The 26,377-nt window shown below is 66.7% G+C and carries 29 protein-coding genes; 7 read left to right on the plus strand and 22 right to left on the minus strand.

The features are described 5' to 3' along the window. Positions 1 to 131: 131 nt before the first annotated feature. The 9 genes from JNG39_RS11425 to JNG39_RS11465 all read right to left on the minus strand — a co-directional run bounded on the left by JNG39_RS11425 (position 132) and on the right by JNG39_RS11465 (position 5,994). Positions 132 to 1,292, minus strand: a complete 1,161-nt coding sequence (locus JNG39_RS11425; protein WP_368311502.1) for an AI-2E family transporter — start codon at positions 1,290 to 1,292, stop codon at positions 132 to 134. Then, positions 1,289 to 1,606: a hypothetical protein gene (locus tag JNG39_RS11430; protein ID WP_368311503.1), complete on the minus strand. Its 318-nt coding sequence runs from the start codon at positions 1,604 to 1,606 to the stop codon at positions 1,289 to 1,291. Before JNG39_RS11430 ends, JNG39_RS11425 begins: the two co-directional genes overlap by 4 nt. A gap of 3 nt (positions 1,607 to 1,609) precedes the next feature. After that, on the minus strand, positions 1,610 to 2,074 hold the full coding sequence (locus JNG39_RS11435; protein ID WP_368311504.1) for an ABC transporter ATP-binding protein: 465 nt from the start codon (positions 2,072 to 2,074) through the stop codon (positions 1,610 to 1,612). A gap of 23 nt (positions 2,075 to 2,097) precedes the next feature. Further along, positions 2,098 to 2,487 (minus strand): YqjD family protein, encoded by a 390-nt coding sequence (locus JNG39_RS11440; protein ID WP_368311505.1) that lies wholly within the window; start codon positions 2,485 to 2,487, stop codon positions 2,098 to 2,100. 59 nt (positions 2,488 to 2,546) lie between these two features. Next, complete coding sequence (locus JNG39_RS11445; RefSeq protein ID WP_144911839.1) at positions 2,547 to 2,708, minus strand: DUF1328 domain-containing protein; 162 nt, start codon at positions 2,706 to 2,708, stop codon at positions 2,547 to 2,549. Positions 2,709 to 2,822: 114 nt separating this feature from the next. Next, on the minus strand, positions 2,823 to 3,467 hold the full coding sequence (locus JNG39_RS11450) for a YbhB/YbcL family Raf kinase inhibitor-like protein (protein ID WP_368311506.1): 645 nt from the start codon (positions 3,465 to 3,467) through the stop codon (positions 2,823 to 2,825). Between the two features lie 165 nt (positions 3,468 to 3,632). Further along, positions 3,633 to 4,634, minus strand: coding sequence for a YheT family hydrolase (locus JNG39_RS11455; RefSeq protein ID WP_368311507.1), 1,002 nt, complete (start codon positions 4,632 to 4,634; stop codon positions 3,633 to 3,635). Further along, on the minus strand, positions 4,631 to 5,431 hold the full coding sequence (locus JNG39_RS11460; protein WP_368311508.1) for a lysophospholipid acyltransferase family protein: 801 nt from the start codon (positions 5,429 to 5,431) through the stop codon (positions 4,631 to 4,633). The genes JNG39_RS11455 and JNG39_RS11460 overlap by 4 nt, the downstream gene beginning before the upstream one ends. An 83-nt stretch (positions 5,432 to 5,514) precedes the next feature. Further along, a complete protein-coding gene (locus tag JNG39_RS11465) occupies positions 5,515 to 5,994 on the minus strand; it encodes an Lrp/AsnC family transcriptional regulator (RefSeq protein ID WP_368311509.1) in 480 nt (159 codons plus the stop codon). A 137-nt stretch (positions 5,995 to 6,131) separates the two neighbouring features. Between JNG39_RS11465 and phhA the strand changes: the two genes are divergently transcribed. After that, the gene (gene phhA, locus JNG39_RS11470; protein ID WP_368311510.1) at positions 6,132 to 7,019 is read left to right on the plus strand and encodes a phenylalanine 4-monooxygenase; all 888 of its coding nucleotides are present in this window, start codon (positions 6,132 to 6,134) and stop codon (positions 7,017 to 7,019) included. A 70-nt stretch (positions 7,020 to 7,089) separates the two neighbouring features. Continuing rightward, positions 7,090 to 7,317 (plus strand): hypothetical protein, encoded by a 228-nt coding sequence (locus tag JNG39_RS11475; protein WP_368311511.1) that lies wholly within the window; start codon positions 7,090 to 7,092, stop codon positions 7,315 to 7,317. A gap of 366 nt (positions 7,318 to 7,683) precedes the next feature. On the opposite strand, the gene JNG39_RS11480 is transcribed toward JNG39_RS11475, so the two are convergent. The 6 genes from JNG39_RS11480 to JNG39_RS11505 form a co-directional block, all read right to left on the minus strand. Beyond that, entirely contained in the window at positions 7,684 to 8,391 is a 708-nt protein-coding gene (locus tag JNG39_RS11480) for an SGNH/GDSL hydrolase family protein (protein ID WP_368311512.1), read from the minus strand. An 18-nt stretch (positions 8,392 to 8,409) separates the two neighbouring features. Beyond that, positions 8,410 to 9,108 carry an RES family NAD+ phosphorylase gene (locus JNG39_RS11485; protein ID WP_368311513.1) on the minus strand — a complete coding sequence of 233 codons (699 nt, stop codon included), beginning with the start codon at positions 9,106 to 9,108 and terminating at the stop codon, positions 8,410 to 8,412. Beyond that, positions 9,105 to 9,506, minus strand: coding sequence for an antitoxin Xre/MbcA/ParS toxin-binding domain-containing protein (locus JNG39_RS11490; protein ID WP_368311514.1), 402 nt, complete (start codon positions 9,504 to 9,506; stop codon positions 9,105 to 9,107). Before JNG39_RS11490 ends, JNG39_RS11485 begins: the two co-directional genes overlap by 4 nt. An 86-nt stretch (positions 9,507 to 9,592) precedes the next feature. Continuing rightward, entirely contained in the window at positions 9,593 to 11,317 is a 1,725-nt protein-coding gene (locus JNG39_RS11495) for a DUF885 family protein (RefSeq protein WP_368311515.1), read from the minus strand. Positions 11,318 to 11,502: 185 nt separating this feature from the next. Then, a complete protein-coding gene (locus JNG39_RS11500; protein WP_368311516.1) occupies positions 11,503 to 12,207 on the minus strand; it encodes a helix-turn-helix transcriptional regulator in 705 nt (234 codons plus the stop codon). Positions 12,208 to 12,276: 69 nt separating this feature from the next. Next, positions 12,277 to 13,044, minus strand: a complete 768-nt coding sequence (locus JNG39_RS11505) for a glutathione S-transferase family protein (protein WP_368311517.1) — start codon at positions 13,042 to 13,044, stop codon at positions 12,277 to 12,279. 107 nt (positions 13,045 to 13,151) lie between these two features. Here JNG39_RS11505 and JNG39_RS11510 point away from each other — a divergent pair, with 107 nt between their 5' ends. Beyond that, positions 13,152 to 14,177, plus strand: a complete 1,026-nt coding sequence (locus JNG39_RS11510) for a class 1 fructose-bisphosphatase (protein WP_368311518.1) — start codon at positions 13,152 to 13,154, stop codon at positions 14,175 to 14,177. Positions 14,178 to 14,359: 182 nt separating this feature from the next. Beyond that, positions 14,360 to 15,280, plus strand: a complete 921-nt coding sequence (locus JNG39_RS11515) for a patatin-like phospholipase family protein (RefSeq protein ID WP_368311519.1) — start codon at positions 14,360 to 14,362, stop codon at positions 15,278 to 15,280. Between the two features lie 47 nt (positions 15,281 to 15,327). Here the strand turns inward: JNG39_RS11515 and JNG39_RS11520 are convergent, their stop codons facing one another. Continuing rightward, complete coding sequence (locus tag JNG39_RS11520; protein WP_368311520.1) at positions 15,328 to 15,912, minus strand: TetR/AcrR family transcriptional regulator; 585 nt, start codon at positions 15,910 to 15,912, stop codon at positions 15,328 to 15,330. Positions 15,913 to 16,150: 238 nt separating this feature from the next. Here JNG39_RS11520 and JNG39_RS11525 point away from each other — a divergent pair, with 238 nt between their 5' ends. After that, positions 16,151 to 17,599: a glycoside hydrolase family 19 protein gene (locus tag JNG39_RS11525; RefSeq protein WP_368311521.1), complete on the plus strand. Its 1,449-nt coding sequence runs from the start codon at positions 16,151 to 16,153 to the stop codon at positions 17,597 to 17,599. Between the two features lie 21 nt (positions 17,600 to 17,620). Here JNG39_RS11525 and JNG39_RS11530 read toward each other — a convergent pair whose 3' ends face one another. The 6 genes from JNG39_RS11530 to JNG39_RS11555 form a co-directional block, all read right to left on the minus strand. Then, positions 17,621 to 18,586, minus strand: coding sequence for a glycoside hydrolase family 43 protein (locus JNG39_RS11530; RefSeq protein WP_368311522.1), 966 nt, complete (start codon positions 18,584 to 18,586; stop codon positions 17,621 to 17,623). Positions 18,587 to 18,733: 147 nt separating this feature from the next. Next, on the minus strand, positions 18,734 to 20,260 hold the full coding sequence (locus JNG39_RS11535) for a DHA2 family efflux MFS transporter permease subunit (RefSeq protein WP_368311523.1): 1,527 nt from the start codon (positions 20,258 to 20,260) through the stop codon (positions 18,734 to 18,736). Then, positions 20,257 to 21,318 carry an efflux RND transporter periplasmic adaptor subunit gene (locus JNG39_RS11540; protein WP_368311524.1) on the minus strand — a complete coding sequence of 354 codons (1,062 nt, stop codon included), beginning with the start codon at positions 21,316 to 21,318 and terminating at the stop codon, positions 20,257 to 20,259. The genes JNG39_RS11535 and JNG39_RS11540 overlap by 4 nt, the downstream gene beginning before the upstream one ends. Before the next feature lie 212 nt (positions 21,319 to 21,530). Beyond that, positions 21,531 to 22,520 carry a DJ-1/PfpI family protein gene (locus JNG39_RS11545; RefSeq protein WP_368311525.1) on the minus strand — a complete coding sequence of 330 codons (990 nt, stop codon included), beginning with the start codon at positions 22,518 to 22,520 and terminating at the stop codon, positions 21,531 to 21,533. 89 nt (positions 22,521 to 22,609) lie between these two features. Next, a complete protein-coding gene (locus tag JNG39_RS11550) occupies positions 22,610 to 23,626 on the minus strand; it encodes a GlxA family transcriptional regulator (RefSeq protein WP_368311526.1) in 1,017 nt (338 codons plus the stop codon). Further along, positions 23,599 to 24,507: a LysR substrate-binding domain-containing protein gene (locus tag JNG39_RS11555; RefSeq protein WP_368311527.1), complete on the minus strand. Its 909-nt coding sequence runs from the start codon at positions 24,505 to 24,507 to the stop codon at positions 23,599 to 23,601. Before JNG39_RS11555 ends, JNG39_RS11550 begins: the two co-directional genes overlap by 28 nt. A gap of 126 nt (positions 24,508 to 24,633) precedes the next feature. On the opposite strand from JNG39_RS11555, the gene JNG39_RS11560 reads away from it, so the two are divergent. Continuing rightward, on the plus strand, positions 24,634 to 25,374 hold the full coding sequence (locus JNG39_RS11560) for an SDR family oxidoreductase (RefSeq protein ID WP_368311528.1): 741 nt from the start codon (positions 24,634 to 24,636) through the stop codon (positions 25,372 to 25,374). A 50-nt stretch (positions 25,375 to 25,424) separates the two neighbouring features. Next, positions 25,425 to 26,336, plus strand: coding sequence for an SDR family oxidoreductase (locus JNG39_RS11565; protein WP_368311529.1), 912 nt, complete (start codon positions 25,425 to 25,427; stop codon positions 26,334 to 26,336). Positions 26,337 to 26,377 lie beyond the last annotated feature (41 nt).

Genomic DNA, 26,377 nt, shown 5'->3' on the forward strand with positions numbered 1-26,377 from the left:
AGGCGCTGGGTTCCTGCGTGCGCAGGAACGACGATCCATACGATTCACCGTTACGCACGAAATAACGTCGTTCCTGCGCACGCAGGAACCCAGCGCCGTTTACGCCACGGAGCGATGACACACCATCGGCTCTAACGCGAAATGATATGCGCGAACCACGTCCACCCGCGCAGCCGCGCGGTGATGAGCTTCACGCACGTCAGCATCGGCACCGCGAGCAGCGCGCCGGGAATGCCCCACAACCAGCCCCAGATGAGCAGCCACAGCAGGATCGCGACGGGCGAAAGCCGCGAACGGCGCCCCTGTAGCATCGGCGTGATCATGTTGCCTTCCACGGCCGTGATGCCCGCGAAGGTCATGGCGGGCAGCAAGGCCGTGCCGACCTGCTGGAAATGCAGCGAGCCGACCACGGCCAGCACCGCCGTCGTGGTGATCGAACCGACGTAAGGAATGAAGTTCGCCACCGTGGCGAAGCATCCCCACAGTAGGGGGTCGGGTACGTCATAGAAATACAGCATGCCCGAGGTGACCAGGCCCAAGGTGACGTTGATCGCGACGGTGAGCAGCAGGTAGCTCGACACCTCTACCTGGATGCTGCGCACGATGCTCACCGTGTGCCGCTTGTATTCGAACGTGGGCGATATCTCCACCGCCCGGCGCAGGATTTCGTCGCCATACACGAGGAAAAAGAACACCAGCAGCGCCACGGTCAGTACGCTGGCGACGATTTTCGGCGCAGTGGACATGACGTCCCATGCGGTGAAGGCCAGACTGTTGGGCTGTTGGACCGCGCGCGTGACCACTCCGCCGGCCAGCGATTGCGTGGCGCGGCTGGCCGCTTCGATCTGCTGCGTGAGCGGCTTGATCTTCGGCGCCAGCGAACGCATCGCGGTGGGGGCGTCGTGGAACCAGTTCATCGCCGGCTGCGACAGGGTCGCCACGGCGGTGACGATGCCGGCGCCCAGCAAAATCATCAACGTGACGGCCGCGAGCCATCGGGGCACGCGCCAGCGCGCGGCAGTCGCGACGATCGGATTCAGCGCCAGGCCGAGGAAAGCCGCCAGCACCAGCGGCACCAGCAACGATTTGCCGATGGCGATGGTGTAGACCACCGCCAGCAGGATGATCCCGGTAAGCGAAATGCGGATGGCACGAAGATGGCGCGAGATGCGCCGGGTGCTGCGCCCTGCCCCCGCCTTGCGGCGCGGTCGCGCCACCAGCGACGACACGGCCGAACCGGGCGCCGCCGTGGATGCGAGCGGCGTGGGGAGCGGACTGGCGGCGTCGGTCACGGCGACTCGGCGGCGACGTCGGCTGCGTCGCCCGCGAAGTCGCCCAGGAGGCTCCCGGCGGCCATGGAAAGGAGCTTGCCGACGATGTCCGCGCTACCGCCCGCGACCAGGCCACTCACGCCCGGCACGGCGAGCGGATTGACCTTCGCCGTGCCCAGCAAAAAGCCGGAACCGGCGGCCAGGCCCACCACGGTGAGCGGGTGTTCGTAACCCCGGGCAATAAGCGAGGCGGCGGGCGCCACGGTTTCCTCGCGTGCGATGACGACCTTGGCCCGGGCTTCGGCGACTTTCGCCATATTGCTGAAAATACCCATTGTTTAATCCTCGGCGCGCTCGCTTTCCGCCCTGCCCCGTGTCGCCGCTTCCCTCGCCAGGGTGGCGATTTCGGCACGCGTGGCGGGAAGGGTAAGCCAGTGCATGCCGCGGCGGAATACCAGGATCGACAGCACCAGCAGGATCAACTGAAGGCCGGCCAGCGCCGTCAGCGCCCACGCCCACGAGCCGAACCACTGCGCCAGGCCCCAGCCGGCCAGGGCCAGCAGCGTGAAGCCCAGCGCCACGGCGAACACGATGGCCGCCAACCCCATGAACAGCATCATGACGATGCCGCTGCGAGCGAGCCCGATCTCCGCCAGCGCCAGCTTCAGCTGGGCGCCGAACAGATTCTTCAAGCCGACGCCGAGGCGGCGAACATCGTCGAACCAGGTCGGCGTCGCCGCCCCGGGCCGCGGGTCCACCGCCTCATCGTCGCCACCGAGCCCCGAGGGACTATCTTCCCGCATGCGTCGTCCCCCGGGCCAGCGAATCAGTTACGGAAAATCCGGCCTGCGAGCCAACCGGCGGCAATGGCCATCGCGACGGACTGTACCGGCTTTTCACGCACATAGTCGCGAGCGACGTCGAGCCAGTCGTTCGCGCGGTCGACCGCATCGTCGTAAGCCTCCTTGCCGCGCAGCTTGGCTTCCTCCGCCTTTTCGGCGGCGCGCGTGGCACCGTGGGCGGCCTTGTCGGTGGCGGTGTGCAGGCCGCTTTCGACCTTGTCCGCCGCGCGATCCACGGCGTCCTTCGTGCGGTCGACGGCGTCGGAAGTGGCCTGCTTCACGCGCTCGGCACGCTCTTCGATGCGCTCGGCGGCTGAAAGGGTATTCGCGGCGGCGGTCGCGGCGTTGGCAACGCGGTCCTCGGGCTTGCTCATGGTAGACATCTCCATCGGATCGGGCAGGTCAGGTTAATGGGCAGGGGGTGACAGGCAGGTCACGGCGCGCCGCGTCCCCGGAAGAACGAAATAATTGCCAGGATCAGGAAGATAACGAAAAGGATCTTCGCGATACCGGCCGCCGTGCCGGCGATGCCGCCGAAGCCGAAGACGGCCGCGATGATCGCGATCACGAGGAAAATGAGGGCGTAGTGCAGCATGGCAGCGTCTCCGTCGTTAGTACGCGGGATCATTTAAATCCCGCGCGGCGCGCATGCCGCGTGAACGTGCTGAACGCCGGCGGCGCGGCGTTCAGCAAGCGCTTCACGACGCCGTCACGCCTTCACTTTCGGGTTGAGCGAATAGGTGCCCGTGAGCACGGCCTCGTCGATGACGTGACCCTTGATGACTTCACGGAATTCGGCCAGCGTAAAGCCGTTTTCCAGCGCCACCGTTTCCACGTCCAGCGCATAGACGTGAAAGTGGTAGTGGTGGGCGATCGTGTCGTTCCACGGGGGGCACGGGCCGTCGTAGCCGTGGTAGTGGCCTTCCATGTCCGTGTCGCCCTTGAACCAGCCGGTGTAGTCGTTGAGGCCTTGCACCGTGCCCGGCGGCCCGACCAGGTCGTCCTTCAGCTTTCCGTTGCCCTTGCCACGCGGCACGATGCCTTCGCCGCAGGCGCCCTCGGCCAGCTCACGGCATTCGACCGGGATGTTGGCCATGAGCCAGTGCACGAATTCCACGCGCGGCAGGTCGCGGGGCACCTCGCGGCCTTCGACGTTGACGTTGTCGGGCTTCGACGGCACGTCGGTGTCGATCACCGCGATCGCGAAGGACTTCGCCGCGGCGGGCACTTCGGTCCAGGCCAAATGGGGAGTGGCGTTGCCGGCGGGCTTGATGCGCTCGCCGCCGATTTCCATGAAGGCGTTGTTCGCGGGGATCGGCTTGCCGTGTTCGATGCTGTCGCTCTTGAGGCGCATGGGGATGTCCTTCTTGCTTCGTGGAGGAGAGTCGATGGATGGCGCCGTTCTCGTCGTCCGACCCGCAGGCATCGGCGAAACGGCCTCTGCTTCTTTCAGCGATCCCGTCGCCGACAGCGCGATGCATCGAAGACTCAGGTTAGCCCGCCGTTCGCGAAAGCCAGGTCAGCGCCGTATCGCGTCGAAGCGGGCAGCGATGTAGTCGTCGGTGAAGCTGGTCATGCTGAAGTCGCGGATGAACCCGCAGTGGCCGCCGTATTTCGTGATGTCCAGCTCCACGTTGGGAGGCAGGCGCAACTGGTCGAAGGCGGCGACGGGGATCACGGGATCGTCGCGCGAGGTGAGGATGGTGGCGGGAACGTGCAGGCCCATCAAGCGATCCCCCGCTACCGAATAACCGTCGAGATAGGCTTCGAGCGAACCGAAATCGGTGTGGCGCAGCACCAGCGAGCGCGTGAGGTCGCGCATGTTCTGGTTGAGTTCGTCCAGTTCGAAATAGGTCTGCTGCGGAAACGCCTGCTGCTTCATGCGCAACGAACGGCGCCACTTCTGCATGAAGTACGTGCGATAGAACCACGGCGCCGAGCTTTCCAGGGAGAACAGGCCCTCGCTGGGGTCGATGATGGGGCATACCGCCATCACGTAGTCGATGGCGATATCCTGCGAGGGCGCCATCATGGCGGCACGCAACGCGAAATTGCCCCCGAGCGAAAACCCGGCGATACCCACCGCGCGCGACGGGAACATGCGCGATATCTCGCCCAGCGCGATCACCACCTCGTCGATGCGGCACGAATGGAACAGCGCTTCGTTGAGCCCGTGGCTGTCACCGTGGTCACGGAAGTTGAGCCGGAAAACGTCCCAGCCGTCTTCGAGCAGACGGCTGCCGGTCTGCAGCACGTAGGTGGAATCGACGCTGCCTTCCCAGCCATGGAAGAGGATGGCCAGGCCGCGTGATTCGGCGCCGGTGGTCTGCGCCGTGTAGCGCCCGCTCAGGCGATCGCCCTGGCCCACGTCGATGAGCACTTCGTGGGCGTTCTCCTGCACCTTGTGGGCGCGCTTGGGCAGCAGCCGACGGCGCACGCCGCTGGATGAGAGCATCGTCTGGACATGGCCGCTGCGCAGGGGCCAGGGAGGAACGAAATCGGAGCCTTTCGGCAGGCTCATACGACGGCGCCGTCTTCCAGCGCGGCGGCGATGCGCTCACGCGAGGCTTCGGCCATGCGGCGACGGCCGTCGGGCGACATCGCCACCGGCTCGAGGAAATGCACCTCGACATCGAGCGGGGCCTCGCCGAGCAGGCGGAGGAAGTTGCCCATGAAGCTCTCGCCCTCGCGAAAACCCGCGTCGACGATGCGGCGGCCGTGGCGAGCGAAGCGCAGGGCCACCGGCTGCACGGGCACGTCGGCGTCGAGCGCCGCCTGGAAGATGCGTGCATGGAACACGCGCAGCACCCCGTTGTGGCCGGTGCCGCCCTCGGGGAACACGGCCACCGAGCGGCCTTCGCGCAGGCGTTGCACCATCACCGCCATCACCGAGGCGAGCGAGTGGTTGTTGCCGCGACGGTGGAAGATCGTGCCGCCGCGCGAGGCCATCCAGCCCACCAGCGGCCAATTGGCGATTTCCGCCTTGGCCACGAAGCAGGCGGCGCGCTGGGAGTGCAGCAATTCGATGTCGAGCCAGGAGGTGTGGTTGGCCACGAACAGCACCGGGTCGGGCAGCGGCGTGCCGAATCGGCGGCTGCGGAAACCGAAGATGCGCAGCAGCATTGTCGACCACATGCGGATGGTGCGATGGGCCAGCGGCTCGCGGCCGTTCTTCATCACCCCGCCCGCCCAACTCAGGATCAGGGCGCAGATCAGGATGCCGAACAGAACGTGGAGCACGAGCAAGGGCACCCGCCAGACGTAACGCAGGGGACGCAGGCGGTCGCGAGGGGTCAGGTTGGCGGTGGCGGCTTCCATCGAGCGGACAAGATTAACGATGGGCGACCTCGCCCGCTAGGGGAAACACCGATTGTTTTTGTCTATCGGGCGCTTACGGGGCTTTATGCGGTGGCGGAGCCCAGCGGCAGGGCCGTGGAAGCCTTGACGGTGCGCAGCACGAAGCTGGTATTCACGTCGGCCACGCCCGAGGCATTGAGCAGGCGATCGAGCAGGAAACGCGAGAATCCGTCGAGGTCGGCCACGTAGACCTGCAACAGGTAGTCCATGTCGCCGGTGAGCGCATAGCAGGCCACGACCTCCTCCCAGGCGGAGACCCGGTCGGTGAAGGCGTCGATGGCGGGCGATTCATGGTGGCTCAGTTGCACGCGCACGAAGGCCTGGAGGCCCAACCCCAGGGCCCGCGGTTCCAGACGCGCCCCGTAACCGGCGATCACGCCATCGGCTTCCAGCTTCTGTACCCGGCGCAGGCAGGCCGAGGGGGAAAGGTTCACCTCGGTGGCGAGGTCGGCGTTGGTGATCCGACCGTTGGCCTGGAGCACGGCAAGGATGCGCAGGTCGGTGCGGTCGAGGCTGGCTTGCATGATTCTGTCTTCTTTTCGGTCCTGATTGCCTGATCATTGCACAGATGGCGAGCTTCCATGCAACAAAACAAGCCTGTTGTGCGCGATTCTGGCTAAGCTGTTGTTCGACCCATCCCACCGCACCCAGGAGGCCCGCCATGGACACCCCCCGCCGCGTCGAACACCAGCAGACCGACCGCGGATACGTGCCCGTCTACGCGACGGGCACCGTCGAGCAGCCATGGGCGAGCTACACGAAGACCGACCATGAGGTCTGGGACACCCTGTACCGTCGCCAGCGCGAGCTGCTGCCGGCCTATGCCTGCCAGGAGTTTCTCGACGGCCTGGATACCTTCGGCATGGGCGAGGGCGGCATCCCGCGCTTCGACGACCTCAACGAGGTGCTGGGCAAGGCTACCGGCTGGACCATCGTGGCCGTGGAAGGCCTGTTGCCCGACGAGGTGTTCTTCGACCACCTGGCCAACCGTCGCTTTCCGGTGAGCTGGTGGATTCGCAAGCCCGAGCAGCTGGACTACCTCTCCGAGCCGGACCTGTTCCACGACCTCTTCGGCCACGTGCCGTTGCTGCTCAACCCGGTGTTCGCCGATTACATGCAGGCTTACGGCAAGGGCGGCATGAAGGCCCACGCCATCGGCCCGGACGCGCTGATGAACCTCACGCGCCTGTACTGGTACACGGTGGAGTTCGGCCTGATCCGCACCGACGCGGGCCTGCGCATCTACGGCGCCGGCATCGTCAGCTCGAAAGGCGAGTCGATCTACTCCATCGATTCGAAGGCGCCCAACCGCATCGGGTTCGACCTGGAGCGGGTGATGAATACCAAGTACCGCATCGACACCTTCCAGCAGACCTACTTCGTGATCGACGATTTCCAGCAGCTGTTCGACGCCACCCGGCCCGATTTCACGCCCATCTACGCCAGGCTGGCCGGTGGCGTGCCGGTGGCGGCCGCGGACGTGCTCCCGGGCGACAAGGTGTTCCAGGCCGGCACCCGCGAAGGCTTCGCCGCCGGCGCGGACAACTAAAGCTCAACGGCGGCCTAACGAACGTCCCTCTACGATGCACCCACGTTGTTGAAATCAGGGTGGATGCATCGTGGTCGTTTTCGATATTCCTTTCGCTTCCGTCGGTCCGGGTCTGTGGTTGCTGCAGAAGAACGAGACCGAATTCGGTGAATTCTGCTCGCGCGACGACGCGCTGGCGTGCGCGCTTGCCGAAGGGCAGCGCATCGAGTCCGGACGCAGGCCGGCGCGGGTGGTCCTGAACATCGAGGGCAACGACGGGCATTGGCGGGCGTTCGATACGTCGATCAAGCCGATCTGACGGGGTTTATCCGGGCCATCTACCGAAGGGCAGTGGCTATCGCGAATGAGGCCATGCAGTGATCCGGGCGGTTTTCGACCGCTCGCCCGATCACTGCATGGCCTCATTCGTATGCACGACAGGCGGAGGGTTCGCGGACAGGGTCCTCGCCCACCCGTAGCCCTTCGGCAGGTGGACGGCATATATCGCAGGCAAAATAAAACCCCGGCAGCCAGGGGAGGAGCTGCCGGGGTCGCGTCGGGTCCAGGTCATCAGGGGAAATGACGGGACCCGGGACAATCAGGCGAATGGTTCGGCCTGTTTGCCAACAGGTCGCCTCTCGGCGATCGAATACTTAGATAAGGGCGGAGCCGTGAAGTTCCCGTATCACCGGGTGGCCGCGTTTGGGGTCTGTTTAACTTCGGCGCCCGTCGCGTGGTCGGCCAGCCACGGGCGCACCTGGGCGACCCATAGCGCGTAGCCTTTCGGGTTCATGTGCAGGCCGTCCTCGATGAACAATTCCGGCCTGGGCTGACCGTTCTTATCGAGCATGGCGGGCGCGACGTCGAGGAAGGCCACGCCTTTCTGGTGCATCGACCAGTCGCGGATCAATCGGTTGGCTTCGGCGACCTGGGACAGCAGGTTCGCACGGGCCACGCTCGGCTTGATCGAGATGAAGGCGATCGGCACGTCGGGTTCGTCCTTGCGCACCTTGGCCACGAAGGCGGTGAAGTCGTCGCGCACCTTCTCCGGGCTGTCGCCGCCTTCCAGGTCGTTGTCACCGGCATAGACCACGATCGCGACCGGGTGGTAAGGCTTCACGATGCGGTCGGCGAAGGCGGTGGCGTCGTCCATGTCCGAGCCGCCGAAACCGCGATTGATCGTGCGGTAGGTCGGAAAGTCGGTGGCCAGCGAGGTCCACATGCGGATCGACGAGCTGCCCACGAAGAGCACGGCGTGCTCCGGGGGCGGGCTGGCCTTGTCGGTGGCCTCGAAGGCCTGGATGTCGGATTCCCAGCGGGCGTGATCGTTGTCGCGGGCGGCGGCGCCGAAAGCGAGGCCGAGAAGAGCGAGGGCGAAGATCGGACGTTTCATCCGTCCGACCGTACCTCCTCAGGCTTTCGGGGGCAAACCACGCTCCACCGCGGTGACCTTGAGCACCGCCTCGATACGCTTGCCGTTCCAGCGATAGATGAAGTGCTCGGCCTGCACGCAGGGCGCCACCACGTCGGGATAGAACGCCGCCACGCATTCGCCGCCGGGATGCCGCGCGCTGTCGTAGACGATGCCGTTGGAGCCGTCGTCGCGGAGACTGCGCGCCAGCCGCACGCTGGCGGCGTACGAATCCGGATCGTGTTCGGCGCCCCAGCCGCCACGGATGTCGTGCAGCCTGGCGCTGACGGCGGTCTTGTAGCAACGCACCTGCACGTCGGTGGGCGGCTCCTTCGTCGCGGCCAGGAAGGCCTCGCGATGGAATACCGTCTCCTCGATGGCGGTGGGGATGCTGTGGGCCGCGTAGAACACGCCCCAGTGACCGTCGGAGAAACGGCTGCCTTCGGGCGGGATGTGGGCGAACGCGGCCATGATCGGCGTGGTGCCCGGGCCCGACACGCGCCGTGCCGGCGGCACGAGGCTGAGCGCGCCCATTTCGTCGCGCAGGCGCGGGTTGGTGAGGGATTCGACGGCCATCACCGCGTCGATGTCCGCCGGATCGGCGATGCGGTCGAACAATCCCACCGGCGGGAAACGGCTGGGAACGATGCGGTAGGCCTGGGCCCAGCGGATTCGCCGCTGCGGCGGCAGCGCGCTCATCCGTTCCAACCGCGCTGGGCGTCGAGGTATTGCCGCACGACGTAGAGGTCGGCCACGTTCCCCGAGAGCATGCGATCGAGCGCGGAGCGTCCGCCGAACAGGGCCGCCTGGTTGGGCTTGCGCACCCAGGCGTCGGCCTGGGCGGGATCGGGAAAGAGGATCTGCAGGTCTTTCCAGATGCCGAGCAGGTAGCTGATGCGTTCGATGGCGTCGCGCGAGAGGGTGCCGTCCTGCTGTTTCTTCCACTTGAAGTAGGTGGATTCGGGCGGATCGCCCAGGAGGGTGCGCTGCTCGGCGGCCTTGAGCTTCCAGTGCTCGGCCAGCGCGAAGAAGGCCCTGAGGGCCGGGCCGCCGAGGTCGGCGGCGTGGAGCGGTTCGGCATGGATGGCGGGGCGCATCTTCGGCTTCACCTGTGGAGTTGTGATGAAGTTTACACCATTGGTGGAGTGTTTGCGCTACCGCTGCCAAGCCCACTGCGATGACTTCATTTCCGCGAGGCGATCCAGGCATCGATGCGCTCCTCCAGCACCGGCAACGGCACCGAGCCCAGGGCGAGGATCGTGTCGTGGAACGCGCGCAGGTCGAACTTGCCGCCCAATGCCTTCTCCGCGCGTTCGCGCAGCTCGAGGATCTTCAGGTAACCCAGTTCGTACGACAGCGCCTGCCCCGGCCAGCTGATGTAGCGATCCACCTCGTTGGCGATCTCGCGCTGGCTGAGCGCCGTGTTCCGGGTGAGGTAGTCGATGGCCTGTTGGCGCGTCCAGCCCTTGTGGTGGATGCCCGTGTCGACCACGAGGCGGCAGGCGCGCCACATCTGGTAGGTGAGATAGCCGAAGCGCTCGTACGGCGTGTGGTAGATGCCCATCTCGTTGCCGAGGTATTCCGAATACAGCGCCCAACCCTCGCCGTAGGCGGAAATGTAGCCATCGCGACGAAACGGCGGCAGGCCCTGCTGTTCGGCCGACAAGGCCAGTTGCAGCGCATGGCCCGGCATCGACTCGTGCAGCGTGAGCGCGGGCATGTTGAACAGCGGACGCGACGGCAGGTCGTAGGTGTTCACCAGATACGTGTCGGCGCCGCCGCGGCCGGAGGTGTAATACGGCGCGATGTCGGCCGGCACCGGCTCGATGGCGAAGCGCTGGCGCGGCAGCAGGCCGAAGTAGTTACCGAGCTTCCCGTCCACCTGCTTGGCGACCCAGGCGGTGCGCATCAGCAGTTCGTCGGGCGTCTTCGCATAGAACTGCGGGTCGGTTCGCAGGAACTGCAGGAACGCGGGGAAATCGCCCTTGAAACCGGTTTCCTTCATCGTATCCAGCATCTGCGCGTGGATCTTCGCCACCTCGCGCAGGCCGATGGCATGGATCTCATCGGGCGAGAGGTCGAGCGTGGTGTACTCGCGGATCTGCTGGCGGTAGTAGTCCTTGCCGTCGGGCAGCGATTCGGCGGCCAGGGTCGGCCGCGCCTTCGGCACGTACTCGTCGCGGAAGAAAGCCAGGAGCTTCGCGTAGGCGGGGATCACGCCTTCGGCGATGGCCTGGCGGGCTTCCGCACGCAGTGCATCGGCGTCGGCGGCGGGCATCGTCTTCGGCAGCGTGGCGAAGGGCCGGTAGAGCGCGCTGTCCTCGGGCTTTTTCAGCCCGGCCACGGCGGCGATGGAAGCGTCGCGACCATCGAGCACGGCGCGCGGTACCGTGAAACCACGCGCGAGGCCAAGGCGCATGTTGGCGATTTCCTGGTCCATCCAGGCAGGCACCTGCTTCAGGTGCGCGATGTAATTGCGGTAATCCTGCACCGTGCGCAGGTTGTCGCCCTGCAACACGTAGCCCACGTCGGACCAGAACGCCGAGTCGCTGTTGAACGGCATCTGCCACTGCTTGAACGTCTGCGCGGCGGCGAGGTTGCGGATCTGCTCGCGATAGATGGCGAAGTTGATGCGCTCGCCATCGCTCAACGCCTTCGGATCGATGCGGTCGAGCTGCGCCAGCACGTCGTTCCAGTAGACCAGGCGCTTGTCCTGGCTCGCCGCGTCGACTGTGTCCAGGCGGCCGCCGCCCGGCTGCGCTTCACCGGAGGTGAGGATGCCCGCCTGGCCGTTGCGCCAGGCCCACTCCTTCTCGTAGATCGACTTGAAGGCGTCGTCGGCGGTGGAGGCATGGGCGGTGCCGGCGACGAGGCCGGCGAAGGCGAGGGTGCGGAGCCAGGGGGACATGGGGGTTCCGGTGACGGGGAAAGGCCCGATGATCGCACCGGCCATGATGCCGCTCCACCGCCATGGGTCATGTCGCGCGGCCTTCGCCGATACGATCGGCTCCCACCCCTTCGGTAGCAGGGCTATCGAAACCTTGCCACCGAAGGGGTGGGAGCCGATCGCATCGGCGAATCACGACCGCGACATCACTCCAACCCGGCGTAGTAAACGCGCATCGTATCCAGGTACGCCTGTAGATCGCGCCCCGGCAGATCCGCGAACGTCTCGCCCGACTCCCTGCAGCTCTCCACCCGATCCGGCCGGAAGTTGCGGAACGCCTGCCGATGCCGGCACCAGGCGCCCAACGTCCACGAGCCGCCCCAGAACGACAGGCACAACGGTTCCACCTCGCGCGTGCTCGCGCGGCCTTCGACGTCCCGGTACTCAAGGCACAGCACGCGCCGCCCCAGCACCGCCTCGTGCAGGCAGTCGAGCATCGCGGCGATGCGGTTCTGTTCGGGATCGCGCCAGATGGGCGCGAAGATCTTCGACTTGGCCGAGCGCTCGCGCAGCTCGGGTGGCAGCACCGCCTCGATCTTGATGAGTGCCGACTGTGCCTCGCGCGCCAGCCGTTCGCCGGCGAAGGAGCGAACGAAACGCGTACCGGCCACGAGGGCTTCGAGTTCGTCGGCGGAAAACATCAGCGGAGGGATGTCCGAGCCCTTGCGCAGCATGTAGCCGACGCCAGCCTCGCCCTCGATGGGCACGCCGGAGAGCTGGAGGTCGGCCACGTCGCGATAGACGGTGCGTGGGGAGACCTCGAGCATGTCGGCCAGTTGCCGCGCGGGCAAGGCCGTGCGCCGCCCGCGCAGGGCGTTGATGATGAGGAACAGGCGATCGGCGCGGCGCATCGGCGCATCATCGCTTTCCGCGCGGCGCGCGGGAAGCGATGAAGGTCACGGACGCCCATGGCCACGTCCTCACGCCGCCGCGCGGTTCTGCGCGCGGGCCAGGGCCGCGTCCTGGTCGGCGGCGCGGCGGATGGCCGGGCGAGCCGACAGGCGGGCCACGTAGCTCTCGAAGACGTCTTCGCGGGGCATCAGGCCCGTGCCCATCGTCCACTCGAGCGCATTGCCCCAGAGGATGTCCGCCGCCGTGAAGCGTTCGCCGAGCAGCCACGGCCCCGTGGCGAGCTGCGTGCGGACCATGTCCAGCACGGTGTCGAAATCGCCGTAGGGGCAATACGCCAGGGGCGCGGGCGCATGCTTGAGGTGGCGGTCCATCACCGCCGGCTCGAAGCAGCTGCCGTAGAAGGCCAACCAGCGCAGGTAGGGGCCGCGCAGCCGGTCGGACAGCCCCGGCGCCAATCCGGCTTCGGGAAACAGGTCGGCCAGGTAGCTGAAGATCGCCGTGCGTTCGGTCACCAGGCTGCCCAGGTGCACGATGGCCGGCACCTTGCCCATCGGGTTGACCTTCAGGAAAGCCGGGCGCCGGCTCTCGCCCGCGGAAAGATTGAGCAGGTGCATGTCGTACTGCGCACCCAGCTCTTCCAGAAGCATCAAGGTGCTGGTGGAGCGGCTGTGCGGCGCGTGATGGAAAACGATGCGCTGGCTGTTCATGGCTTTCTCCCTCTGGGGTTCGTCGATGGTGGCGCGGAGCCGGTCCCACGGCACGGGTCCGTCCGTCAGCAGGCCGCAGCGGGACAGCGGCGCGTACAGGTCGGCAAGTCGTTCAAGGAAGCGATACATGCGGGTCCCCTCCCGGTGGCTCGGTAGGGCGATCATGGGCGGGGGCTACTGACAACGTGCTGTCAGCAGCCCCTACAATGGACGTTTTCGCGCCAGAGCCCGTCCCGATGACGAAATCGATTTCATTGATCCAGTTCCTGATCGAAGCCAAGCGCGCCGACCGCATCACCAGCGAGCTGAGCCTGCTGATCGAAGTGGTGGCCCGCGCCTGCAAGCGCATCTCGGTGGCCACCGGCAAGGGCGCCCTCGGCGGCGTGCTGGGCAATGCCGGGTCGGACAACGTGCAGGGCGAGGCGCAGAAGAAGCTCGACGTGATCTCCAACGAGATCCTGCTCGAGGCCAACGCCTGGGGCGGCCACCTGGCCGCCTGCGCGTCGGAGGAAATGGAAGATCCGCAGCCGATTCCCGACGCTTACCCGAAGGGCCACCACCTGTTGCTGTTCGATCCGCTCGACGGTTCGTCGAACATCGACGTGAACGTGTCGGTGGGCACCATCTTCTCCGTGCTGCGCTGCCCCGACGGCGTGACCGAAGCCACCACCGCCGACTTCCTCCAGCCGGGCACCGAGCAGGTGGCGGCCGGTTACGTGGTGTACGGCCCGAGCACCCTGCTGGTGCTGACCTTCGGCCACGGCGTGAGCGAGTTCACCCTCGACCGCGAGATCGGCAGCTTCATCCTCACCAAGCGCGACATCACCATTCCCGCCGACACGGGCGAGTTCGCCATCAACATGTCGAACCAGCGCCACTGGGAAGCCCCGATGCAACGCTACGTGGGCGAACTGCTGGCCGGCACCGAGGGCCCGCGCGGACGCGACTTCAACATGCGCTGGGTCGCCTCGATGGTGGCCGACGTGCATCGCATCATCACCCGCGGCGGCGTGTTCTTCTATCCGCTGGACGCCAAGATCACCGGCAAGGGCGCCACCGGCAAGCTGCGCCTGATGTACGAAGCCAATCCCATGGCCTTCATCGTCGAGCAGGCGGGCGGCGCCGCCACCACGGGCCGCGAGCGCATCATGGACATCCAGCCCACGGGCCTGCACCAGCGCGTGCCGGTGTTCCTGGGGTCGAAGAACGAGGTGGAGATCGCCACGCGGTATCACCTGGAAGCCGACGGAACCCGGGGCTGATCGCTCCGCGGGATTCGCCGATACGATCGGCTCCCACCCCTTCGGTAGGCAGGTCATTCGGACCTTGCCACGGGAGGCCGGTCGTATCGGCGATGCATACCGCCCGTGTTCCGCCACCTTTACGCCCGCCGGGCGCCGCCTCGCGGCCCGATCATCCACCCGCCTTCCCATTCGCCCCTCCCATGACCCCGCGCAGCGTCCGTTCCTGGCTCGTACCCTTCCTCGCCGTCCTGCTCGCCGGTTGCGGAGGCCACAAGGCCGATACGCGGCTTGATACCGCCGTGCCCGTACTCGCCGCCAAACCTCGCATCGGCCTGGCATTGGGCGGCGGCGCGGCCAAGGGTTTCGCGCACATCGGTGTCATCAAGATGCTCGAGGCCAGCGGCATCCATCCCGACGTGGTCTCGGGCACCAGCGCGGGCAGCGTGGTGGGTGCGCTCTATGCGAGCGGCATGGATGCCTTCCGTCTCCAGGAACAGGCCTTCGCCCTCGACGAAGGCAGCATCCGCGACGTGCGTTTCTTCTCCGGCGGCCTGGTGCAGGGCCAGAAACTGCAGGATTACGTGAACCGGCTGCTCGGCCAGCGGCCGATCGAAAAGCTGGCCAAACCCTTCGCCGCCGTCGCCACGCAACTGGAAAACGGTGAGCGCGCCGTCTTCATCCGTGGCAACGCGGGCCAGGCCGTGCGCGCGTCGAGCAGCATTCCCGGCGTGTTCGAGCCGGTGGAAATCAACGGCAGGCATTTCGTCGACGGCGGCGTGGTAAGTCCGGTGCCGGTGGACGCCGCGCGCCAGCTCGGCGCCGACATCGTCATCGCGGTGGACATCTCCGCGCGTCCCGACGGCAGCAATCCCGGCAGCATGGTGGGCATCGTCGGCCAGTCGATCACCATCATGGGACGCAAGCTGGCCGAGCAGGAGCTTTCTCGCGCCGACGTGGTGATCCGCCCGAAGGTGGGCCAGATCGGGCCGACCGACTTCGACCAGAAAAACGTGGCGATCCTCGAAGGCGAGCGCGCCGCGCTGGCCGCCCTGCCGGCCATCCGGGCGAAGATCGCGGAGAAGACGGCGGCCATGGGCAAGCCGCCGGTGCCGGCGCGCTGATACCCGAAAGCACCACCGACCGCAGGGGTGGGAGCGATCCGTTCGGATCAGCCCGCGTCGATGAGCTCCAGGGCCGCCTGTCGTCCCAGCGAGAGGATGTCGTCGGACAGGCCCGGGTCGGCCACCGCGCGGGCCAGCGACATGCTGCCCACCAACGAAGCGAACACCGTCATCGCCAGCGTGCGGCGGCGCTTGCCGCGCACGGTGTCGGGCAACGTGGACATGATGAGCTCGACCATTTCGGTGTAGCCGTCGGTGAACGCTTCGCGCGTGCTGTCAGGGCGCCGCGCCATCTCGCCGGACAGCGTGGCGGCAACGCAACCGGTTTCCGGATGGTCGCGGTGCTCCGCCGAAAGATAGGCGCCGACCAGCGCGCGCCAGGGTTCGCCGCGGGACGCCGCCACCTTCGACGACATCTTCTGCACCGAAGCGCTCGAACCGGTGGCCACGCATTCGCGGACGAGATCTTCCTTCGAACCGAAGTGGTTGTAGAACCCTCCCTGGGTGAGCCCGACGTCGTTCATCAGGCTGACCACGCCGACGGCATCGATACCGTCGGCACGAAACCGCTCGGAGGCCGCCTCGACGATCCGCTGTCGGGTCTGCTCCTTGTGGCCTTTCTCATAACGCATGTTGCTAACTCCCCGGGATGGTTCCACCGGCAACCATTCTAACGCCTCCTTGCGGATTGAAATGTCGAGCCTCATCAAGCGTCCCCCGCGCGCTCCGGCGCCGTTCGCCTGCTCTATGAGCTTATTCGCAAAGGATTTTCAGAAAGCTTCCATGTCGAGCGAAGGTGTCCGCTGATAGCGTGACTCTTGCCCCTTGTGGCAAGCACCTTCCCCATCCATACGAGCCAAGGATGCCGTCATGACGCCCCTTCCCCGCCGCCGCGCCCTCTGCGCGGCTCTCGCCGTCGCTTCGGCTTTGATCTCCCCTCTCGCCGCCGCCCTCGACTACGATTCTTCTCAAATCTACGTCGAAAACTGCGTGGTGAACTGGAAAAACCAGACCTACCGCGCCAAGTGGTGGACCCCGCCGGGCCATACGCCCGACCACGTCGATACCGCACCCAACCCATGGGATACCTCGTGGGAACGCGTCGCCACGGGCACGCCCACCGGTTGCCCGGGCGAGCCGGTGTCCCCGCCGCCGGGCGAACCCGGCCCCGGGAATCCGGGCGAGCCCGGTACGCCCGGCGAGCCGCGCGAGGTGCTGCTGAGCCGATTGCTCGCCGACGAGGCCGCGCTGACCGCCAGTCCGCTCATGCAGTCGGTGCGCCGCTCCATCCGCACGCTCGACAACGCCACGGTGGAAGCGGTGAATCCCGGCCGCCCGCAAAACCCGGCCAACGTGCGCCGCGTGGAGTCGATCGTCGACGAGGCCACGTTCGATTACCTGTTCCCGTTGCGCCAGCCCGAGTACACCTATCACGGCTTCCTCCAGGCAGTGGCCAAGTTCCCGTCGATGTGTGCCGACTACGACGACGGCCGCGACGCCGACGCCATCTGCCGCAAGACGCTCGCGACGATGTTCGCCCACTTCGCCCAGGAAACCGGCGGCCACGAGTCGTGGCGTGAACAGGAGGAATACCGCCAGGGCCTCATGCACGTGCGCGAGATGGGCTTCGACGAGACCAAGAGCGGCTATAACGGCGAATGCGGCGCCAACGGCTGGAGCACCGAAGCCTGGCCGTGCGGCACCTGGCCCGACGGGCGCTACAAGAGCTACTTCGGTCGCGGCGCGAAGCAGCTGTCGTACCACTTCAATTACGGCCCGTTCTCCGAGGCCATGTACGGTGACGTGCACCTGCTGCTGGATTCGCCCGAGCGCGTGGCGGACACCTGGCTCAACCTGGCCAGCGCGAGCTTCTTCTATACCTATCCGCAGCCGCCCAAGCCTTCGATGCTCCACGTGATCGACGGCACCTGGCAGCCGAATGCCGCCGACCTGGCCGACGGTCGCTCGCCGGGCTTCGGCGTCACCACCATGATCATGAACGGCGGCGTCGAATGCGGCGGCACCGGTCCCGAGCACGCCGCGTCGGCCAACCGCATCACCTACTACCGCGCTTTCGCGGCCAAGCTCGGCGTGCCGCTGGAGCCGAACGAGAAGCTCGGCTGCCGCGGCATGAAGGAGTTCGCCGAGAACGGCGCGGGCGCCCTGCCGATCTACTGGGAAAACAACTGGACCCAGGAACCGGGCTGCAAGCTCGTCACCTACCAGACCGCGCATTCGGCGCTGAAGGACGGCGACTACGTGCAGTGCGTGCGCCGCGCCTTCCCCGACGTGGAGATCGTCGACGACACGCAGTCATAAGCCGACCGGCGTTCCCGTGCGTCAGCGCAACCGACGCGCGGGAACGCCCTCGTTGGTCATCTTCACCGGCAGGATCTTCCCGTCCTTGTCGAAGACCATCCGGTCGATCGCCACCTGGCGGTGATTGCCGTCGGTGTCGCCGAGCGGATGGCGGTGGTAGACGATATACCAGCTGTCGTCGTCGACCACGTGGAACAACGAATGGTGGCCGGCACCGGTGGCGATGGCCGGATCCTGCTGGAGGATCTTGCCGATGCGCTTGAACGGCCCGGTGGGCTTGTCGGCGATGGCATAGGCCACGGAATAATCCGGGCCCGTCCAGCCGCCTTCGGACCACATGAGGTAGTAATGGCCGTTCCGCTTGAACATCAGCGGCCCTTCGACGTACTTCTCCGGCGTGATCTCCTTGTACACGGTGCCGTCGGCCATGGGCTCCACGCCGGTGAAATCCGGCTTCAACCGCACGATATTGGCGTGCTTCCAGCCGCCGTAGATCATGTACCAGGTGCCGTCGTCGTCGTGGAACACGAACTGGTCGATCGGCTGCGCGCCGTTGTGGAACGCGCCGATCAACGGCTTCCCGAGAAGGTCCTTGAACGGGCCGTCGGGCTTGTCGGCCACGGCCACGCCGATGCCGCCGAGTTCCTTGTCGCTCTGGATGTCGTTGGCGGCGAAGAAGAAATAGTACTTGCCGTCCTTGTTCACCAGCGCCGGCGCCCAGAGCGCCTTCTTCGCCCACGAGATCGCCTTGATGTCGAGCACCTTGGCGTGTTTCGTCCAGTGTACGAGGTCGGGCGACGAGAACGCGTCGAAACCCTGCTGCTCGCTGTAGCGCAACGACGTGGTGGGGTAGATCCAGTACTGGTTTTCGAAGATGGCCGCTTCGGGGTCGGCGTACCAGCCGGGGAAAACCGGATTTCCCGCCTGTACCGCGCCTGCCGTCGTCAGCGCCAGCAGGGCGCACCCGAGCATCGTACGAAGCCGCATCGATCTTTCCCTCCCATCGTGGAACGTCGATGCTAACCCAGGAGCCGCCATCTTTCGACGGGCAACCGTCGGGCGAAAGCCGCGCGTATCGCCGTGGGCGCCGGCCTGCGCCGGACAACCGGTTTTCGCGAAACGGTGGTGCGGCTCTCAATGCGCATCCGCCGACGGCGCCTTCGGCGGCTGCACGCGCCGCATCAGGGGCACGAGTACCGTCGCCGCCGCGAAACAAAGCATCATCACGTGGAACGCGTCGCTGTAGGTCAGCGTCTGCGCCTCGCGATAGGTCAGTTGCCACAGTCGCGCGAGCCCCTGCTGCGCATCGGGAATCGTGGCGAAAAACCCGTTCATCGCCTCGTTGGTGGCGTTCAGGTGCTCCGCCATGCGCTGGAAATGGAGGTTGGTGCGGTCGTTGAGCAGGGTGGCGCAGGCGGCGATGCCGATCGCGCCGCCGAGGTTGCGCATGAGGTTGAACAGGCCCGAGGCCTGGCGCAATCGCGCGGGGGGTAGGCCGCCGAGCGTCAGCGTCACGATGGGCGGCACGGAAAGTTGCTGGGCCATGCCGCGCAACGCCTGCGGAAAGAGCAGTTCGCGCGCGCTCCAGTCGTGCGTGATCGGCGTGAACTCGAACATCGACGCGGTGAACATCGCCAGTCCGATCATCAGGATCCAGCGCAGGTCGACGCGGTTGGCCAGCATCGCGTACACGGGGATGGTGAGGATCTGGAACACGCCCGTCGAGAACACGGCCTGGCCGATCTGCAGGGCGCTGTAGCCTTCCACGCGTCCCAGGAACAACGGCGTGAGGTAGATCGTCGCGAACAGTCCGATACCCGTCACGAACGAGAAGAAGCAACCGAGCGCGAAGTTGCGGTCACGCAAGGCACGCAGGTCGACGATCGGATGCTCCGCGGTGAGCGCGCGCCATACGAACAGCACGCCCGAGATCGCGCCGATCCACGCCGTGGCGCGGATGACGGCGTCGTCCATCCAGTTCCAGCGCGGCCCTTCTTCCAGCGTGTATTCCAGGCAGGCCAGGCTGGTGGCGATCAGCGCGATGCCCGGCCAATCGCCCACGCGCAATAACGAAAGATCGGGCTGGTCGATCTTCACGAACATCGGCACCGCCACCGTGACGAACGCGCCGGGCAGCAAGTTGATGAAGAACAGCCAGTGCCACGAATAGTTGTCGGTGATCCAGCCGCCCAGGGTCGGCCCCAACGTCGGCGCCAGCGAAGCCAATGCGCCGATGGTGGCGGCCGCGACCACGCGCTGCTTGCCTTCGAAAAAGACGAACGCCGTGGTGAACACCAGGGGGATCATCGAGCCACCGAGGAAACCCTGCGCGGCACGAAACGCGATCATGCTCTGGATGTCCCAGGCGATGCCGCACAGCAAACTGGTGAGCGTGAAGCCCGCCGCGGATGCCGCGAACAGCCAGCGCGTCGAAAACACCCGGCTCAGCCAGCCCGACAGCGGAATGACCACGATCTCGGCGATGAGGTAGCTGGTCTGCACCCATGCGGTGTCGTCCGCACCCGCCGACAGTCCGCCGCCGATGTCACGCAGCGACGCCGAGACGATCTGGATATCGAGCAATGCGATGAACATGCCCAGGCACATCGTGGCGAAGGCGAACACCTTCTGCGCTGGCGACAGGTGTGCGACGGGGCTCATGGCGCGCGCGTATCGATCCGCGTCGTCACCGAGAGGCCGGGGCGCAGGATACCCAGGTCGCCATCGTTGCCGTCCAGCGTCACGCGCACGGGCACGCGCTGCACGATTTTGGTGAAATTGCCCGTGGCGTTCTCCGGCGGGAGGATGCTGAACTGCGCGCCGGTGGCCGGAGCGAGGCTGGCCAGGTGCCCATGGAAGACCTTGTCGGGCATCACGTCGGCACGGATGTCCACCGCCTGTCCCACGCGCATGCGGGCGAGCTGGTCTTCCTTGAAGTTCGCGTCCACCCATAGGCCCCGGGCGGGAACCACCACCAGCATCTGGCTGCCCGCGGTGACGTAGCTGCCGACGCGCGCCTTGCGGTTGCCGACCACGCCGTCCACCGGTGCGCGCAGTTCGGTATAGGAAAGATTGAGCCTGGCCTGTTCGGCCTCGGCCCGCGCCTGGGCCAGCGCGGCTTCCACCTGGTGCCGCTCGGTGTCGATCACGTCGAGCCGGCGGCGCGCCTCGCTGACCGCCGCGGTCGCCTTCGCCGTGGTGGCCCGGGCGGTCTGGAAGTCGGCCTGGGCGCGCTGCGCGCTCTCCACCGACACCGCGCCCCGCCCCACCAGTTGGCGGAAGCGTTCGTCGTCGAGCTTCGACCGGGTCGCTTCCGCCCGCGCGCCGCTGACGCCGGCCAGCGCCTGGTCGATCACGCTGCGCTGGAGGTTTTCCGTGGCGTCGAGGTTGCGCAACGCGGCGTCCTGCGCTGCCACGGCGGCCAGGGCCTTATCGAGGGCCGCGCGATAGTCGCGATCGTCGAGCTTCACCAGGAGGTCGCCACGGTGCACGGCCTGGTTGTCAACCACGACCACGTCGCTCACGTAACCGGCCACCTTCGAGCCGATCACGGTGATGTCGCCGCCCACGTAGGCATCGTCGGTGTCTTCGACGAAGCGGGCGTTCGCCCACCACCAGGCCGCATAAGTCAGTACCGCGAGGATGACGGCGGCGGCGATGACGGGCTTCAGCCGCTTTTTGCGCGCGGACGGGGCGGTGGTTTCGGCGATGGCGGACACGGGGTTACCGGTGAAATGACGGTCGTATTATCAATTATTATGGTCGTCATTTTAGTTTGCAAGTATTGCGGTCTGGGGCTTGAATGGAGACTGGGGCTCTGGGTTCCAGCGTGCGCAGGAACGACCGGCTAAAAGATTCACCGCCGCGCACAAGAAATCTCACGTCGCTCCTGCGCGCGCAGGAGCCCAGAGCCGGGTTCTCCGGCCGTGCCTTAGGCCCCCACGTCGATATCCACTTCCATCTCGAACGTTCCAGCCATTTTCCCAGGGGCCGTGGCGATGCTCAGCGTCACGTCGTGGCCTTCCTGTCGGCTCGTCCAACGCGCATCCTTTCCCTGCCGCGTCCAGCCGCCGAAACGCTCGATGCCCGCCGCGATCCGCTCGACCAGCGCCGGGGCCGGTGTCGCCGAGGTCACCCGGAAGCGGCTGCGCCAATGGTGTTCGTCGCCATACGTATAGATGTCCTCGCTCTTCATGTCCTTGGGAAACTCGACCTGTGCATACAGCTTCTGCGGCGTATACCGGTCGGCCATGCGCGAGCGAACGAAGCCACCCTCGGGCTTCCAGTCGTATTCCAGGCGCATCGCCGTGGTGCGCGCGTATTCCGTGCCGCGCAGGCGCGCCACGAGGTGCAACGCCGCATCGATGCCCGAGGACAGGCCCGCCGAGGTGATGATCTTGCCGTTGTCGGCCCAACGCACGTCGCGAACGACGTCGATCTTCGGGAACGCCGCGGCGAGCCCGTCGATCCGCGGCGTGAACGTGGTGGCTTTGAGGCCATCGAGCAGGCCGCTCGAGCCGAGGATGAAGGCGCCGGTACACACCGACATCGTGTAGCGCGACGACCCCGCACGCTTGCGGATGAAGTCGAGTATGCGCGGATCCTTCTGCGCGTCGGCGACGTCACCGCCGGGCACCAGCAGCACGTCGAAGGGTGGTGCACCGGCGAAGCTCGCGTCGGGCGTCACGGTGAGGCCCATGGCCGTCTTCACCGGCTTGCCGTCGGGCGAGAGCGTGACCACGCCGAACCCGGCCGTGCCGAATACCTCGTACGGTCCGGAAAAATCGATGATCTGCACGCCGTCGAACAACACGATGCCCACCCGCACCACGGGCTCGTTCATCGGTTCATGGGCGGCGAAGGCGGCGCCGGCGAAAAGCGCCAGCACGATCGCGACGAAACGCAACACGGTCGAACGCATCGAAGATCTCCCCAAGATGGAATGCGATCGACACGGTAGCGAACGGCATCCCTCGCATGCGGACATCGTGGCCGCCGCGACGGACATCGTCATTCGCCGGACAGACGCTGCCGATAGTCGCTAGGCGCCATGCCCAGGTGACGCACGAACGCCCGGCGCATGGCTTCGGCGGAGGGAAACCCGCACTCGGCGGCCACGCGCTTGACGTCCTTGCGCGTGCTTTCCAGCAGGGGCTTGGCCTGTTCCACGCGTAAACCCTCGATGTATTTCTGCGGCGTGGTTCCGAAGGCCGCGCCGAAGCGACGGCCGAACTGGCGCGTGCTCATGTGCAGGCGCTCCGCGAGCAGGTCGGCGTCGAGGCGTGAGCGCAGGTTTTCACGAATCCAGTTCGCGAGTTCATGGAGCTGGTCGGGCAGGTCGAGGGCGGCCAGTTCCGCGCTGATCTGGCTCTGCCCGCCCGAGCGCTTGCTCGCCATCACCATGCGCCGCGCGACCTTCAACGCCAGCGCCGCGCCGTGGTCGGCCGTGACCATGGCCAGCGCGAGGTCCATGCCGGTCGTAATGCCGGCCGAGGTCCAGACCTCGCCCGTACGCGTATAGATGGCATCGGGCACCACCCTGACCGCGCGATAGCGCTCGCGCAATTCACGCACGTCGCTCCAGTGCGTGGTGGCTTCGCATCCGTCGAGCACGCCGGTTTCCGCCAGCAACAGGGCACCGCTGCACACCGAGGCGATGCGGCGTACCCGTCTTGCGGCACCCCGCAGCCAGTCGACCAGCGCGCCGTCGTCACGGGCCCGGTCCACCGCATCGCCCATGCCGCCACAGACCAGCAGCGTGTCGGTATCCCGGGGCATCGCCGCGCACGCATGGTCGGGCAACAAGCGCATGCCGGAAGACAGGGCCACCGCGCCGCCGTCCCTGGTCAGCACCTGCGTGCGATACAAGGGCGCCTGGGCGAGACCGTCTTCCTGCGCCTGTCGGCTGGCCAGAGCGAACACTTCGAGCGGCCCGCTGATGTCGAGCGACTGCGCGCCCTCGTAGGCGAGCATGCAGACGATGCGCGTCGCCACGGTGTTCAGTGCTCCCGCATCGACGGGATGCACAGGGCGAATTCGCGCGCGGCCCAGTCCAGGAAGACGCGCACGCGCGGCGAGAGCTGGCGCACGCGCGAATAGAGCAGCGAGACGGGCACGCTCGGCGGCGGCGTGTCCTTGAGGATCTCCACCAGACGTCCTTCGCGTAACGCGTCCTCGACGTGGAAGCGCGGCACCTGCGCTATGCCCAGGCCCAGGCGGATGCCGGCGAGGTAACTCTCCGTGCCGGTAACCGTGAAGGGACCCGGCAGCGTCACCGTGCGCAGTTCGCCGTTGACGCGGAATTCCAGCGGTGTCACCAAGCCGCTGGTGATCGAGCGCAGCCCCACCACGCGATGGCCCTCGAGGTGATCGACGGTCGCGGGCGTGCCGAATTTTTCCAGGTATTCCGGTGTGGCGACGGTGAGGCGGTCGAGTTCGGCGACCTTGCGCGCCACCAGTTCGCTGTCGCGAGGACGGCCGTAGCGCAGCGCGCAGTCCACGCCCTCCTGCACGAGATCCACCCAGCGGTCGCTTTCGCTCATCGACAGTTCGATGTCGGGGTATTGCGCGAAGAACGACGGCAACGCGGGCACCAGGAAGTGACGTGCCAGCGTGCCCTGCACTTCCACGCGCAGAAGGCCTTTCGGCGCCAGGTCGCGAAAGGCGCCGTCGGCGTCTTCCACGTCGTCGAGGATGGCGATGCAACGCTGGTAATACGCCTCGCCGTCCAGCGTGGGGCGCACCACGCGGGTGGTTCGCTGCAACAGGCGCGTGCCAAGGCGGATTTCCAGGTCGCGAATCACCTTGGTGCAGGTGGAACGCGGCACCTCCATGTCGTTCGCCGCCTGGGTGAAGCTGCGCCGCTCCACCACGCGGACGAAGAGCTTCATCACGTCGAGCCGATCCATGTCCCCTCCCTTGAGCATTGTTCGTGGGCGCAAAACAGTAAAACCCAACCCGGGTGGATTATCTATCCCGACCTCCGGCACAGACTGTCTCCACGCCCCCCCAGGGCACTTATCGGAGACCACGCCATGAACACGAATCAAGCCCGGACCGCCCTCGTCACCGGCGCCTCCCGCGGCATCGGCGCCGCGATCGCGGAACGCCTGGCCAGGGACGGCTTTAACGTCCTGCTGAACTTCGCCGGCGGCGCGGACGACGCCGAAGCGCTCGCCCGGAAGATCGAACGGGACGGCGGCCGCGCCGTGACCGCCCAGGCCGACGTGACCGACCCGGCCGCCGTCGCCCGCCTCTTCGACAACGCCGAAGCCGCGTTCGGGGGACTCGACGTACTGGTGAACAACGCCGGCATCATGAACCTGGAAACGCTAGCGGAAAGCAGCGACGCGCTGTTCGACAGCCACATCGCCGTCAACCTCAAGGGCACCTTCAACACGCTGCGCGAAGCCTCCCGACGCCTGCGCGACGGTGGCCGGATCATCAACCTGAGCAGCAGCCTCGTAGGCCTGCTCATGCCGACCTACGGCGTGTATGCGGCCACCAAGGCCGCCGTGGAGGCGATGACCCACATCCTCGCCAAGGAACTGCGCGGCCGGAACATCACGGTGAACGCCGTGGCCCCCGGGCCCACCGCGACCCGGCTTTTCCTCGACGGCAAGCCGCAGGAGGTGGTCGATCGCCTCGCCAAGGCGGCTCCCCTGGAGCGCCTCGGCCAGCCCGACGACATCGCTGCCGTCGTGTCCTTCCTCACCGGCGCCGACGGCGGCTGGGTGAACGGCCAGGTGCTGCGCGCCAACGGCGGAATCATCTGACGTCGGCCCGCCTTTCCTTCCCCCACGCATCCCCATCGGGAGATACCGCCATGACCCCCAACAACGTCATCCTCATCACCGGCGCATCGAGCGGCTTCGGCCGCCTCACCGCCGAAGCCCTGGCCCGCGCCGGACATACCGTCTATGCGTCGATGCGTGCCACCACCGGGCGCAACGCCACCGTGGTCGCCGAGATGGCGACTTTCGCGAAGGACCACGGCGTCGACCTGCGCACCGTCGAGATGGACGTGCAGGACCAGGACTCGGTCGATGCCGCCGTCGCCACCGTCATCGCGGACGCCGGCCGCATCGACGTGCTGATGCACAACGCGGGGCACATGGTGTCCGGCCCCGCCGAAGCCTTCACCCCCGAGCAGTACGCCCAGGTCTACGACGTCAACGTGCTCAGCACCCAGCGCGTCAACCGCGCCGCCCTTCCCCAGCTGCGCAGGCAACGAAAAGGGTTGGTGATCTGGGTCTCGTCGTCCTCGGTCACCGGTGGCACGCCGCCTTACCTCGCGCCGTATTTCGGTGCCAAGGCGGCCATGGACGCCATCGCCATCCAGTACGCCCGGGAACTCGCACGCTGGGGCATCGAAACCTCCATCGTCGTGCCCGGAGCCTTCACCAACGGCACCAACCACTTCGCCCACACCGCGCCGCCAGCCGACACGGCCCGCCTGGCCGAATACCAGGACGCCCCTGACAGCCCGTACCGCGGCTTCATCGAACAGGTGAACTCCGCGTTCGCCGAGATCGTGCCGGACAGCGCCCGCGCCGAGCTGGTGGCCGACGCCATCGTCGATCTCGTCGCCAAACCCTTCGGTGAGCGTCCCTTCCGGGTGCACGTCGATCCGACCCAGGACGGCGCGGACGTCGTGTTCACCGTGATGGACCGGATCAAAGCCGAGATGCTCCACCGGGTGGGCTTCGCCGACCTGCTCACGCCGCGCATCGGGTAACCCACGGCGAGGGGCCGGCCGTTCGACCGGCCCCTCGCCGT

The sequence above is a fragment of the Luteibacter sp. CQ10 genome, from assembly GCF_040900725.1.
Lineage (GTDB): Bacteria > Pseudomonadota > Gammaproteobacteria > Xanthomonadales > Rhodanobacteraceae > Luteibacter.